The organism is Azoarcus indigens (genome assembly GCF_004361735.1).
Classification (GTDB): Bacteria; Pseudomonadota; Gammaproteobacteria; order Burkholderiales; family Rhodocyclaceae; genus Azoarcus; species Azoarcus indigens.
The window spans coordinates 74,587-86,792 of record NZ_SNVV01000023.1; the positions used below are offsets into that span (position 1 = coordinate 74,587).

The following is a 12,206-nucleotide window of genomic DNA, read 5'->3' on the forward strand; positions in this document are numbered from 1 at the left end:
CGCCCTCTCCGTTTCCCTGCGACCATGATCAACGCCAGTCTCAAGACCTTGCGCGCGGCACTCGACGCGCGGCAGATATCGAGCGTGGAACTCGCCACTTTGTTCCTCGACCGCATCCAGGCCGCCAATCCGGCGCTGAACGCCTTCATCACGGTTGACCGCGATGGCGCCCTTGCCGCCGCCCGCGCCGCCGACGAACGCATCGCCGCCGGCCAGGCCGGCCCGCTCACCGGCATTCCGCTGGCTCACAAGGACCTGTTCTGCACCGAAGGCGTGCTCACCACCTGCGGCTCGCGCATGCTGGCGAACTTCGTCAGCCCTTACGACGCCCATGTGGTCGCCCAGCTGAAGGCCGCCGGCGCGGTCTGCCTGGGCAAGACCAATATGGACGAGTTCGCCATGGGCTCGTCCAACGAGAATTCCTGGTACGGCCCGGCGCGCAACCCCTGGAACACCGCCAAGGTACCCGGCGGCTCCTCCGGCGGCTCGGCGGCAGCGGTGGCCGCGCGGCTGGCGCCCATCGCCACCGGCACCGATACCGGCGGCTCGGTGCGTCAGCCGGCCGCGCTCACCGGCATCACCGGCATCAAGCCCACCTACGGCGTGGTCAGCCGCTACGGCATGATCGCCTACGCCTCCTCGCTGGATCAGGGCGGCGCCTTCGCCGCCTCGGCCGAAGACTGCGCGCCGCTGCTCAGCGCCATGGCCGGCTTCGATCCGCGCGACTCCACCAGCCTGGAGCGCCCGGCGGAGGACTACGCCCGCCTGCTCGCCGCGCCCGCCGGCGACAAGCCGCTCGCCGGTCTGCGCATCGGCCTGCCACGCGAATTCTTCGGCCCCGGCATGGCGGACGACGTGCGCGCCGCCGTGGAAGCCGCGCTGGCGCACTACCGTGCCCTGGGCGCGATCACCGTGGATGTGGACCTGCCCAACGCCCGGCTGGCCATTCCCGCCTACTACGTGATCGCGCCGGCAGAGGCCTCCAGCAACCTGTCGCGCTTCGACGGTGTGCGCTACGGCCACCGCGCCGCCGAGTACGGCGATCTCAACGACATGTACTGCAAGAGCCGCGCGGAAGGCTTCGGCGAGGAGGTCAAGCGCCGCATCCTGGTCGGCACCTATGTGCTCTCCCACGGCTACTACGACGCCTACTACCTGCAAGCGCAGAAGCTGCGCCGGCTGATCGCCGAGGACTTCCGCGCCGCCTTCGCCCAGTGCGACCTCATCGCCGGCCCCACCAGCCCGACCACCGCCTGGGGAATCGGCGAGAAAACCGACGACCCGGTGCAGATGTACCTGTCGGACATCTACACCATCGCGGTGAACCTCGCCGGCCTTCCCGGCCTGTCCCAGCCCTGCGGCTTCGGCGCGGACGGCCTGCCGGTCGGCCTGCAGCTGATCGGCGACTACTTCAGCGAGGCCAGCCTGCTCAACGCCGCGCACCGCTACCAGCAGGCCACCGACTGGCACCTGCGCCGGCCGGAAGGCGCCGCCTGAAATGGCCACAGCCTCACGGCTCCGCCTTCCGCCGCGGCTGGCGGCCGGCCTCGCGGCCACGCTGCTGCTGGCGGCCTGCGGCACGCCTGGCCCCAAGCCGGGCGGCGACAACGCGCCGGTGCCGGAAGAGGTACTGGAGCGCCCGTCCGAGGCCAAGAGCCAGCTGAAGCCGATGCCGATAGAACCGCTGAACGTGAAGGCGGACTGCGCCTTCACCGACGAAGCCGGCTACTCGGCCCGCACCAGGCTGGACATCAGCTACGCCGAGGTGCGCGCCTTCTCCGCCCGGGTGGATGTGCCGCGCCGCGGCAACTGCCACTTCGACCTGGCCGATTTCCATCAGGTCAAACGCGAACCGCATGTGGAGTTGCGCGCCAGGGACGGCTGCACCGTGAGCATGTGGGAACAGGGCGACCAGGTCACCGTGGCCTTCACCCAATGCGCCGGCCGTTGCAGCCGCGGCACCTTCGAATATGTATGGCCGATCCTGCTGGACCGGTCCAGCGGCCAGTGCCACTGACCGCCTGAAACAACGGAAACGACCATGAGCAGAACCGATTGGGAAGTCGTCATCGGGCTGGAAGTGCATAGCCAGCTCAACACCGCCTCCAAGATCTTCTCCGGCGCCTCCACCGCCTTCGGCGCCGAGCCCAATGCGCAGGCCAGCGCGGTGGACATCGCGCTGCCCGGCGTGCTGCCGGTGCTCAACCGCGGCGCGGTCGAGCGCGCCGTCCGCTTCGGCCTCGCCATCGGCGCCACCGTGGCGCCGAAGAGCGTGTTCGCGCGCAAGAATTACTTCTACCCCGACCTGCCCAAGGGCTACCAGATCAGCCAGTTCGAGCTGCCGGTGGTACAGGGCGGCGCCATCACCATCCGCGTCGGCGAAGGCGACAAGGCCTACGAGAAGACGGTGCAGCTCACCCGCGCCCACCTGGAAGAAGATGCCGGCAAGAGCCTGCACGAAGACTTCCACGGCATGAGCGGCATCGACCTCAACCGCGCCGGCACCCCGCTGCTGGAGATCGTCTCCGAGCCGGACATGCGCTCCTCCGCCGAAGCGGTGGCCTACGCCCGGGCACTGCACGCGCTGGTGCGCTGGATAGACATCTGCGACGGCAACATGCAGGAAGGCTCCTTCCGCTGCGACGCCAACGTCTCGGTGCGTCCGCGCGGCCAGGAGAAGTTCGGCACCCGCCGCGAGATCAAGAACCTCAACTCCTTCCGCTTCCTGCAACAGGCCATCGACTACGAAGTGCAGTGGCAGATCGAGCGCCTGGAAGACGGCGGCACCATCCAGCAGGCCACCGTGCTGTTCGACCCCGACAGCGGCGAGACGCGGATGATGCGCTCCAAGGAAGACGCTCACGACTACCGCTACTTCCCCGACCCCGACCTGCTGCCGCTGGTGATCTCCGAGGAGTGGATCGCCCGCGTGCGCAGCGAGCTGCCGGAACTGCCGGAAGCGATGAAGGCGCGCTTCGTCGCCGACTTCGGCCTCTCCGCCTACGACGCCACCACGCTGACCGCGTCCAAGGAGGTGGCGGCCTACTTCCAGGCCACGGTGGACGCCGCCGGCAAGGCCAATGCCAAGCTCTGTGCCAACTGGGTCATGGGCGAACTCGCGGCGCGGTTGAACAAGGCCGAGCTGGACATCGCCGCCTCGCCGGTGACGCCGGCCCAGCTCGCCGGCATGGTCTCCCGCATCGCCGACAACACCATCTCCAACGCCATCGCCAAGAAAGTGTTCGAGGCGCTGTGGAACGGCGAAGGTGGCGGCAGTGCCGATGCCGCCGACCAGATCATCGATCAGCAGGGGCTCAAGCAGGTGACCGATAGCGGTGCCATCGAGGGCCTGATCGACGAGGTGCTGGCGGCCAACCCGAAATCGGTGGAGGAATTCCGTTCCGGCAAGGAGAAGGCCTTCAACGCCCTGGTCGGCCAGGTCATGAAGGCCAGCAAGGGCAAGGCCAACCCTGGCCAGGTGAACGAACTGCTGCGGCGCAAGCTCCAAGCCTGATACTCCGGAGACCGCCGATGAAACGCCTCAAGCCCGCCACCGCCCTTGCCGCCCTGCTGGCCACCGCCGCCCTGCTGCCGGCCGCCGCCGGCGCGGCGGATTCGCTGCACAACCTGCCCAAGCTCGCCCCCGGGCTGTGGGAAATGAAAAGCACCATCGCCGAGATGGGTGGGCTCGGCCAGAGCCTGCAGATCTGCATCGGCGAGGACGGTGGCGACCTCGCCGCCCAAGCCGCCAAGGCCAGCGGCGAATGCAGCCGCCGCGACGTCTCCCGCAACGGCAGCCAGATCGTGCTGGACGCCGTGTGCCCGGTGGAAGGCAGCACCGCCACGGTGCACGCCACCTTCTCGGGCGACTTCAACAGCCGCTTCACCGGCGACGTGCGCAGCACCTACTCGCCCCCCATGCACGGCCTCGCCAGCACCACCATGCAGCAGGAAGCCCGCCGCCTCGGCCCCTGTGCCGCCGGCCAGAAACCGGGGGAAGTGGTACGCCAGGGCATACACGGCATCAACGTGGATGAGCTGCTGAAGAAGCTGCCGCGCTGAGCACAGGCACGCAAGAGCGTGCCGCCACCCGCTCCGTCCAAGCTCGGGCGAGCCGCCGTCCGGCGTGGCTATAATCGGCTAACGTTATCTCCACTATTGCGGAGCCTCCGATGTGCCAGCTGCTCGGCATGAATTGCAATGTGCCGACCGACATCTGCTTTTCCTTCACCGGTTTCCGCGCCCGTGGCGGCCTGACCGACCACCACCGCGACGGCTGGGGCATCGCCTTCTTCGAGGGCCGCGGCGCCCGCGTCTTCCTGGAGCCCCGAGCCAGCGCGGACTCGCCAGTGGCGGAGCTGGTGCGCCATTACCCGATACGTTCGCTCAACGTCATCGCCCATATTCGCAAGGCCACCCAGGGCGAGATCCGGCTGGAAAACACCCATCCCTTCCAGCGCGAGCTTTGGGGCCGCTACTGGATCTTCGCCCACAACGGCAATCTGGTGGATTACCAGCCTGCGCTGTCGGGCCGCTTCAGGCCGGTCGGTACCACCGACTCGGAGCGCGCGTTCTGCCGCATCCTGGACCGCTTCGCCCAGCGTTTTCCCGATGCCCAGCCATCGCCGGCCGAACTCCATGAAGTGCTACGCGAACTGGCGGTTGAGATCGGCCGTCACGGCGAATTCAACTTCCTGCTGTCCGACGGTGACCGCCTGTACGCCCACTGCGCCTCGCGCCTGAGCTACGTGATCCGGCAGGCGCCCTTTCCTGTCGCGCACCTGTCCGACCAGGATCTGACGGTGGACTTCAACCTCGTCGCCACCCCGATGGACCGCGTCGCCGTCATCGCCACCACCCCGCTGACCGACAACGAGACCTGGCACACGATGGAACCGGGCTCGCTGCTCACCTTCTGCCATGGCGCGCTGGTGTCGCTGGGCGAGAACCGCACGCTCGCCTCGCCGGTCACCTGCGCCCCTGCCTGCAATGGGCAGTCGAATGCCTAAATGTTCCTTAGCTAGAATCATGCGGGCGCGATAAAGTAGCCACTCGCTACGCTTACCCCCCGGAGAGTTCCCGCATGGCCTGCCCCCTGTGTCGCGCCGACGACGAAACCGTGCTGTGGCACGACGACCGTTGCCGCGTCATCCAGGTCGGGGATGCAGCCCATCCCGGTTTCTGCCGCGTCATCTGGCATGAGCATGTGGCGGAGATGAGCGATCTGCCGGCGGCGGACCGCCAGCATCTGATGGACGTGGTGCTGGCAACCGAACAGGCACTGCGCGCCGAAATGCGGCCGGACAAGATCAATCTGGCCAGCTTCGGCAACATGGTCCCCCATCTGCACTGGCACGTGATTCCACGCTACAGCGACGACCGCCACTTCCCGGAATCGGTGTGGGGGCCAGCCCAGCGCGACGGCGTGGTCCACCCCGCGCCCGACTCGGCCATCCTCTCCGGCGCCATCGGCCGCGCCCTGTCAGCGCTCACCCGCCGGTAACGCCCCGCCCGGAGCCGCCATGGATTACCGTAATCCAGCCGAGTGCCTGAACCTGCTGCACAGCCTGCGCCCGGAAAAGCCTGAGGAAACCCAGGTGGCACTGGCGGCCATCGTCTCCGGCCTGCTCACCTCCTTTCCCGCGCCCAACCAGCATCTGGAAGTACTGGAAGCCGCCCGCGGCCTGGCCGCCGCGGCGCAAGCCGAACTCTCACGCTGCTACACCGCCCACCCCTTGCCGCCGGACAGCCTGGAGAACGAGATCCTGGAGCGGGTCGCCGGCCTGTGGCGCAACCTCTCCCGCTCCTACGCCCGCATCGCCCGCACCGACGCCCAGGAAGGCACGCTGGACGACCAGCGGGCCCTGCTCGCCCAACGCCGCACCTACTATGCCGGCCAGGCCCTGCTCGAGTTCTTTCGCGCCCACCGGGCGGTACCCACCGGTTACTGGGCGGAAGTGCACGAATGCCTGGCGGATGCGGAACGCGCTGGCGTTGCCCGCATACGCGTCGCCGATCCGCTCAACGATGTGTGGAAGGCGCAGAGCCCCATGGAGGCTCACATCGCCATCCTGCTCACCGACCTCGCCAACCCATACGGCCGCAGCGAACGCCAGCTAGGGTGGGCTTGCCGCTGGGCGCAGCGCTTCGCTCCCTATTGCACGCTGGATACCAACACTGAAGCACCCAAGCCCACCGTTTACGGCCTGGATCTGAATGCCGACCGCGGGCTGCGCCCGCTGGGCCTTCAGAGCCCCTCTCCCAGCCTGCGCCGCTTCGACGGCAGCAAGCTGGCCAGCCAGATCCAGGCGGTGCTGGCCCAGTTCAAACAAGGCGTGCAGCCGGCCTCCCTCGGCCTCGGCGACGACTGTCCGCTGGACGCCTGCTCGCGGCTGCTGCTCTCCCTCTACCGGCCCTGGGGCCTGGCCGCCGCCGGCAGGCGCTTCCCGCGTCGTGGCAGCCAGGGCGGGCTGGACATCTGCAGCGACTGGCTGGCCATCGGCTTCCATGTGCATGGCGGCGTGTTCGAACAGCCCCGCGCCTCGACCTACACCGTAGGCTCCGGCATCCGCAAGGACATCTCGCTGCTGACCTTCGGCGAACGCGCGCCGGCCGCCAGCGATGCCGGCTTCAGCGAATCGCGGCGCCAGCGCGAGGCGGAGAAACTGGGCTTCGTCTGCGAACGCTGGGAAGTGCTGGACCAATCCGTCGGCGGCTTCCGCATCCAGCAACGGCCGCGGGCGGAGCGCCTGGAACACCATCAGCTGGTGGGCCTGCGGCCACAGGATGGCGACTGCTTCCTGCTCGGCCATATCAGCTGGCTGATGTTCCGTGCCGACGGCTGCCTGGAAGCCGGCGTCCATGTGCTGACCGGCGTGCCGCGGGTGGTGGCTGCCCGCCCGCTGGCGCTGCACGCAGGGCTGCGCGATCCCTATCTGCAGGCTTTCATGCTGCCAGCCACCCCGGCGCTACGCACCGGTGCTTCCATCGTGCTGCCGGCGGGCTGGTTCCAGCCCAGCCGGGTGCTGGAAGTCCACAACGCGGAAACCGGCGAGAACGAGCAGATCCGCCTGGGCAAGCTGCTACTGCGCGGCACCAATTTCGACCAGGCCAGCTTCGAAAACCTGCCGCGCGAGCCCGGCGCTTAAGGCTTGAAGCGAGAACTGGGGAAGCGGGCGGCGAAACGGCTGCCCTCGCCCGGCCGGCTGTTGATCGACAACTCCGCCTGGTGGCGGGTCAGGATGTGCTTGACGATGGCCAGCCCCAGGCCAGTGCCTCCGGTTTCCCGCGAGCGGCCACGATCCACCCGGTAGAAACGCTCGGTCAGCCGCGGCAGATGTTCCGGGGCGACGCCGATGCCGGTGTCCGTCACCGAGAATTCGCCGCCACCGTTCTCGTCCCGCCGCCAGGCGATGCAGATACGACCGCCCTCCGGCGTGTAGCGCACCGCGTTGCTGCCGAGGTTGGAGAAGGCGCTGTCCAGCTCCTTGTGGCTGCCGAGCAGCATGCCATCGCCTTCCATGCTCAGCTCCACCTGATGCCGGCCAGCGGAGAGCAACTCCACTTCGCGCGTAACCTCCCGCACCAACTCGACCACATCTATCTTCTCTTCCGCCGGCGCGGGAGCGCCGGTTTCCAGCGCGGACAGTGTTAGCAGGTCATCGATCAGCCGGCGCATGCGTGAGGACTGCTCATCGGCAAGGCGAAGGAAGTGGATCACGTCCTCACGGGAATAGTCGTCCAGGCCATCGATCAGGGTTTCGAGGAAACCACCCACCACTGTCAGCGGTGTGCGCAATTCGTGGGAGACGTTGGCGACGAAATCCCGCCGCATGGTCTCCAGCCGCTCCAGTTGGGAGATGTCGCGCGACAGCACCATCTTCTGGTCATCGCCGAAGGGCACCACCTGGATCTGCAGGGTCAGCCCGCCACGGCGGCCGGCCTGCAGCACCAGTGGCTCGGCAAAGTGGTTGGAGGCGAGGTAGGCGACGAACTCGGGCTGCCTCACCAGATTGGTGACCGGCGCGCCGATGTCATGCTGCCGGTTGAGGCCGAAATGCTGTTCGGCCTTGAGGTTGATCCATTCTATGGTGTCGGTGTCGGACAAATACATGACGCCGTCCGGCATCGCCTGGCTGGCGTCGTGAAAACGCTCCAGCGCGGTGGAGAGGCGGTCCCGCATGTCGTAGGCTACTCGGGCGCGGCGACCGAGGTCGGCGAAGATCATGTCCCAGGTACCGAAAGCGCGGGGAAGCGGTGAACCGACCGGCTCCCGCGCCCAATGCACCAGCCGCTGCAGGTTCCTCAGGTGATGCCAGCCCAGCAGCAGCAAGCCCAGCACCATGATGAACAGCCCCCAACTGATGCCGGCCAAGGCCGCCACCACCAGGGCCAGTACCGCCACCAGGGCAAGGGAGGACAACGCCCCTGTCCAGATATAACGCAGAGAACGGATGATGGGCCTCCCGCTGCCGGCTCGGAGTATGGAAGGCGGATTATCGCACCGCGGACGCGGTGTCGGCCTGGGACGAGAAACGGTAACCGCTGCCGCGCACGGTCTGTATCAGGCTGTCGTGGCCGGAAGGTTCCAGCGCACAGCGCAGCCGCCGGATATGGACGTCGACCGTGCGCTCTTCGACGAACACATGGTCACCCCACACCTGATCCAACAGTTGGGCCCGGGAATGGACGCGCTCCGGGTGTGTCATCAGGAAATGCAGCAGGCGGAACTCGGTTGGCCCCAGGGCCAGCGCCATCTCGCCTGCACTGATGCGGTGGGTGGTCGGGTCCAGGCGCAGACCGCCGAGTTCCACCGCATCCTCGGTCACCTGCGGCGCGCGGCGGCGCAGCACTGCCTTGATCCGCGCCACCAGCTCACGCGGGCTGAAGGGCTTGGTGATGTAGTCGTCCGCTCCGGTCTCCAGCCCGGCCACCTTGTCCTGCTCTTCGCCACGGGCGGTAAGCATGATGATGGGGATGGTGCGGGTACGCTCCTCGGTGCGCAGCCGGCGGGCGAACTCCATGCCCGACATGCCGGGCAGCATCCAGTCCAGCAGCACGAGATCGGGCAGCGCATCGCGCACGATGCGCTGGGCCGCCTCGGCATCCGCGGCGCGCAGCACATGATGGCCGGCACGCGCGAGGTTGGCGGCGATCAATTCCTGGATCGCCGGTTCGTCTTCCACGAGCAAGATGTTGGCAGGCATGAGCACCCTCCGATTGACCCGCGGCAGTGTATTTCAGCAATTTGAAGATTTCATGACACGTCACGCCGGTGCAATACAGACACCACGGCCGGCTGACGGCAAAGCGGCCCAAGCCTTCGGGTATCATGGGCGCCTCGTAATTGAGGCTGCAGCCATGGCCGGACTGGACAAGGACACCCCGCTTCCGACTGCGATCACCCTGCATCGCAAGTCCCGCATTCTAGAAATCGCCTTCGACGACGGCAGCAGGTTCGAACTGCCCTTCGAATTCCTGCGCGTGTATTCCCCCTCCGCCGAGGTCCGGGGCCATGGCCCCGGCCAGGAAGTGCTGCAACTGGGCAAGCGCGACGTGGAAGTGCTCGGGCTGGAGCCGGTCGGCAACTATGCCCTCAAGCCCAGCTTCTCCGATGGTCACGACAGCGGCCTCTACTCCTGGGACTACCTCTACATGCTGGGGCGTGACCAGGCCACGCTGTGGCAAACCTACCTCGACCGGCTCGCCCAGGAAGGTGGCAGCCGCGACTCCAAGGACATTCCGCCGCCACCGCCCAAGGGCGGTTGCGGCCATCACCACTGAGTTTCGGATGAGCGATAAGACTACCCATTTCGGCTTCCAGACCGTCGCAGAAGAACAGAAGAAGGACAAGGTCAGGGAGGTCTTCTCCTCGGTCGCCCAGCGCTATGACGTCATGAACGACCTGATGTCCTTCGGCCTGCACCGCCTCTGGAAAGCCTTCGCCATCCAGATCTCCGGCGTGCGCGAAGGCGATCGAGTGCTCGACGTCGCCGGTGGCACCGCCGACCTGTCGCTGGCCTTCTCGCGCAAGGTCGGCCCCCGCGGCCAAGTCTGGCTGACCGACATCAACCACGCCATGCTGTCCCGCGGCCGCGACCGCGTCTACGACAAAGGCCAGCCGCTGCCGGTCGCCCAGTGCGACGCCGAGAAGCTGCCCTTCCCGAACGACTGGTTCGACTGCGTCACCGTCGCCTTCGGCCTGCGCAACATGACGCACAAGGACGCCGCGCTGGCGGAGATGCGCCGCGTGCTGCGTCCCGGCGGCCGCCTGCTGGTGCTGGAATTCTCCCGTGTGTGGAAGCCGCTCGCCCCTATCTACGATCTCTACTCCTTCAAGATCCTGCCGTGGATGGGCGACAAGGTGGCCAATGACGCCGACAGCTACCGCTACCTCGCCGAGTCCATCCGCATGCACCCCGGCCAAGAAGAACTGAAGGGCATGATGGAACAAGCCGGCCTCTCCCGTGTCGACTACTTCAACCTCAGTGCGGGCGTCGTCGCCCTGCACCGTGGTTACAAGATCTGAAACCAGGAGACCCTCCACTCATGAAGCAGTTGATCCTTTCCATGCTCGTAGCCGTCATCAGTTTCGGTTTCGGCCTGCCCGAAGCCGAAGCCAAGCGCCTTGGCGGCGGCGGCAGTTCCGGCATGCAGCGACAGATGACGCCCCCCAGCGCGCCCCGCCAGCCGGCCGCAACCCCGCAGCAGAACCTCAACCGCCAGCAGACCGCCACGCCGCCCGCCGCCCAACCCAAGCGCTCCTGGATGGGCCCCATCGCCGGCCTCGCCGCTGGTCTAGGTCTGGCAGCCCTCTTCTCCCACCTCGGCCTGGGCGAGGAAATGGCCTCCTTCATGATGATGCTGCTGCTCGTGGTCGGCGCAGTCATCCTGTTCCGCCTGCTGTTCCGCCGCAAGGCGGCCAATGGCCCCAGCAATGGTATGCAGTACGCCGGTGCAGCCGCCGCCGGTGGCGGGAGCAACAGCGTCCCGCCGTACTCGGTGCCGCCGGCAGCAGCGGGTAGCTCTGTTGAAACTGCCGCCCCGGCTGCGGTTTCCCAAGCCGTCGCCGACTTCGACGCCGAAGGCTTCGCTCGTCAGGCCAAGGTGAACTTCATCCGCCTGCAAGCCGCGAACGACGCCGGCAACCTGGACGACATCCGCGAATTCACCACGCCGGAGATGTTCGCCGAGATCCGCATGCAGCTCGCCGAGCGCGGCCCCGTACAGCAGCGCACCGATGTGGTCGAGCTCAACGCGGAAGTGGTGGATGTGGTCGAGGAAGCCACCCGCTACATCGTCAGCGTGCGCTTCAATGGCCTGCTCCGCGAAGAGGCTGATGCCGCTCCGATGGCCTTCGATGAAATCTGGCACCTGACCAAACCGGTGTCCGGCAACGAAGGCTGGCGCATCGCCGGCATCCAGCAAATCAGCTAAGCAACAAGGGCGGACAGAAAGTCCGCCCTTTTTTCATTCATGCTCCCCAGCCTCTTTCTCTCCGGCACCAACCATCTCCTGACCAGCGCCAAATGGGCACGCGAACGTTTGATGCCCCACGCCGGCCGTACCGCGCGCCTCTCGGCCGGCTCATTCGATGTCAGCTTTTCCATCTCGACTGACGGCCATCTCGCCGAATGGGTTAGCGAGGAGGCGGCTGACGTGCAATTGACGGTTCCTCTGCAAGAGTTGCCCGGTGCGCTGCCTAAAGGCCTGGAGGGCGTCATGCGTCACGTCAGGGTCGAAGGGAACGCGGACTTCGCTGATGCACTGGGCTTCGTATTCCGCCACCTGCGTTGGGACGTCGAGGAAGACCTGTCCCGTGTCGTCGGCGACATCGCCGCGTACCGGCTGGTGGAGGCTGGCAAGGCGCTGGCCCAAATGCCCCAGCGGGTACTCGAGCGCGGCGGCGCCAACTTGGCCGAATACCTGACGGAAGAGAGGCCCATTCTGCTGGCCAAAGATGCGCTCGCTCAGTTCTCCAGTGACATCATCGAGCTGCGGGATGCCGTCGCCCGGCTGGAAAAGCGGGCTGCGAAACTGAAGAACTGAGGCAACGCCTGAATGAAAGGTGCAAAAAAGAAGGCGGCCGATTTCTCGGCCGCCTTCTTTTTAGGTTCATCGCGCCTTTCCGGGGAAGGCGGCCTTGATCTTCAGGAAGAAATAGGCTGAGTCGCGGAATCCGTAGGCCATGCGCTTGATGACCTTGA

13 protein-coding genes are annotated in these 12,206 nt (G+C 66.9%); 11 read left to right on the plus strand and 2 right to left on the minus strand.

Features of this window, described 5'->3' with window-relative positions:
• Positions 1-24 precede the first annotated feature (24 nt).
• The 7 genes from gatA (at position 25) to C7389_RS20450 (ending at position 7,148) form a co-directional block, all read left to right on the plus strand.
• Positions 25-1,497 carry an Asp-tRNA(Asn)/Glu-tRNA(Gln) amidotransferase subunit GatA gene (gatA, locus tag C7389_RS20420; RefSeq protein WP_133594505.1) on the plus strand — a complete coding sequence of 491 codons (1,473 nt, stop codon included), beginning with the start codon at positions 25-27 and terminating at the stop codon, positions 1,495-1,497.
• Position 1,498: 1 nt separating this feature from the next.
• Positions 1,499-2,017 (plus strand): hypothetical protein, encoded by a 519-nt coding sequence (locus tag C7389_RS20425; RefSeq protein ID WP_133594506.1) that lies wholly within the window; start codon positions 1,499-1,501, stop codon positions 2,015-2,017.
• A gap of 24 nt (positions 2,018-2,041) precedes the next feature.
• Positions 2,042-3,514: an Asp-tRNA(Asn)/Glu-tRNA(Gln) amidotransferase subunit GatB gene (gatB, locus tag C7389_RS20430; RefSeq protein WP_133594507.1), complete on the plus strand. Its 1,473-nt coding sequence runs from the start codon at positions 2,042-2,044 to the stop codon at positions 3,512-3,514.
• Between the two features lie 17 nt (positions 3,515-3,531).
• Positions 3,532-4,062: a DUF3617 domain-containing protein gene (locus C7389_RS20435; RefSeq protein WP_133594508.1), complete on the plus strand. Its 531-nt coding sequence runs from the start codon at positions 3,532-3,534 to the stop codon at positions 4,060-4,062.
• A gap of 110 nt (positions 4,063-4,172) precedes the next feature.
• Positions 4,173-5,009, plus strand: coding sequence for a class II glutamine amidotransferase (locus C7389_RS20440; RefSeq protein ID WP_133594509.1), 837 nt, complete (start codon positions 4,173-4,175; stop codon positions 5,007-5,009).
• Between the two features lie 74 nt (positions 5,010-5,083).
• Positions 5,084-5,503 (plus strand): HIT family protein, encoded by a 420-nt coding sequence (locus tag C7389_RS20445; RefSeq protein WP_133594510.1) that lies wholly within the window; start codon positions 5,084-5,086, stop codon positions 5,501-5,503.
• A gap of 19 nt (positions 5,504-5,522) precedes the next feature.
• A complete protein-coding gene (locus C7389_RS20450; protein ID WP_133594511.1) occupies positions 5,523-7,148 on the plus strand; it encodes a hypothetical protein in 1,626 nt (541 codons plus the stop codon).
• Here C7389_RS20450 and phoR read toward each other — a convergent pair.
• Positions 7,145-8,422: a phosphate regulon sensor histidine kinase PhoR gene (gene phoR, locus C7389_RS20455; protein ID WP_246034913.1), complete on the minus strand. Its 1,278-nt coding sequence runs from the start codon at positions 8,420-8,422 to the stop codon at positions 7,145-7,147. The two genes, C7389_RS20450 and phoR, sit on opposite strands and share 4 nt — an antisense overlap.
• A gap of 73 nt (positions 8,423-8,495) precedes the next feature.
• Positions 8,496-9,206, minus strand: coding sequence for a phosphate regulon transcriptional regulator PhoB (gene phoB / locus C7389_RS20460; protein ID WP_133594513.1), 711 nt, complete (start codon positions 9,204-9,206; stop codon positions 8,496-8,498).
• Between the two features lie 154 nt (positions 9,207-9,360).
• On the opposite strand from phoB, the gene C7389_RS20465 reads away from it, so the two are divergent.
• Genes C7389_RS20465 through C7389_RS20480 form a run of 4 tightly spaced genes read left to right on the plus strand, consistent with a single transcriptional unit; the run spans position 9,361 to position 12,048 of the window.
• Positions 9,361-9,783: a gamma-butyrobetaine hydroxylase family protein gene (locus C7389_RS20465; RefSeq protein WP_133594514.1), complete on the plus strand. Its 423-nt coding sequence runs from the start codon at positions 9,361-9,363 to the stop codon at positions 9,781-9,783.
• A gap of 7 nt (positions 9,784-9,790) precedes the next feature.
• Positions 9,791-10,528: a bifunctional demethylmenaquinone methyltransferase/2-methoxy-6-polyprenyl-1,4-benzoquinol methylase UbiE gene (gene ubiE, locus C7389_RS20470; RefSeq protein WP_133594515.1), complete on the plus strand. Its 738-nt coding sequence runs from the start codon at positions 9,791-9,793 to the stop codon at positions 10,526-10,528.
• A 20-nt stretch (positions 10,529-10,548) separates the two neighbouring features.
• Positions 10,549-11,436 (plus strand): Tim44 domain-containing protein, encoded by an 888-nt coding sequence (locus C7389_RS20475; RefSeq protein ID WP_133594516.1) that lies wholly within the window; start codon positions 10,549-10,551, stop codon positions 11,434-11,436.
• A 39-nt stretch (positions 11,437-11,475) separates the two neighbouring features.
• Positions 11,476-12,048, plus strand: coding sequence for a ubiquinone biosynthesis accessory factor UbiJ (locus C7389_RS20480; protein WP_133594517.1), 573 nt, complete (start codon positions 11,476-11,478; stop codon positions 12,046-12,048).
• Positions 12,049-12,206 lie beyond the last annotated feature (158 nt).

What these genes read in the sequence shown, in the direction of transcription:
- gatA (WP_133594505.1), top strand. Translation starts at nt 25, where the DNA reads ATGATCAACGCCAGTCTCAAGACCTTGCGCGCGGCACTCGACGCGCGG.
- C7389_RS20425 (WP_133594506.1), top strand. Translation starts at nt 1,499, where the DNA reads ATGGCCACAGCCTCACGGCTCCGCCTTCCGCCGCGGCTGGCGGCCGGC.
- gatB (WP_133594507.1), top strand. Translation starts at nt 2,042, where the DNA reads ATGAGCAGAACCGATTGGGAAGTCGTCATCGGGCTGGAAGTGCATAGC.
- C7389_RS20435 (WP_133594508.1), top strand. Translation starts at nt 3,532, where the DNA reads ATGAAACGCCTCAAGCCCGCCACCGCCCTTGCCGCCCTGCTGGCCACC.
- C7389_RS20440 (WP_133594509.1), top strand. Translation starts at nt 4,173, where the DNA reads ATGTGCCAGCTGCTCGGCATGAATTGCAATGTGCCGACCGACATCTGC.
- C7389_RS20445 (WP_133594510.1), top strand. Translation starts at nt 5,084, where the DNA reads ATGGCCTGCCCCCTGTGTCGCGCCGACGACGAAACCGTGCTGTGGCAC.
- C7389_RS20450 (WP_133594511.1), top strand. Translation starts at nt 5,523, where the DNA reads ATGGATTACCGTAATCCAGCCGAGTGCCTGAACCTGCTGCACAGCCTG.
- phoB (WP_133594513.1), bottom strand. Translation starts at nt 9,206, where the DNA reads ATGCCTGCCAACATCTTGCTCGTGGAAGACGAACCGGCGATCCAGGAA.
- C7389_RS20465 (WP_133594514.1), top strand. Translation starts at nt 9,361, where the DNA reads ATGGCCGGACTGGACAAGGACACCCCGCTTCCGACTGCGATCACCCTG.
- ubiE (WP_133594515.1), top strand. Translation starts at nt 9,791, where the DNA reads ATGAGCGATAAGACTACCCATTTCGGCTTCCAGACCGTCGCAGAAGAA.
- C7389_RS20475 (WP_133594516.1), top strand. Translation starts at nt 10,549, where the DNA reads ATGAAGCAGTTGATCCTTTCCATGCTCGTAGCCGTCATCAGTTTCGGT.
- C7389_RS20480 (WP_133594517.1), top strand. Translation starts at nt 11,476, where the DNA reads ATGCTCCCCAGCCTCTTTCTCTCCGGCACCAACCATCTCCTGACCAGC.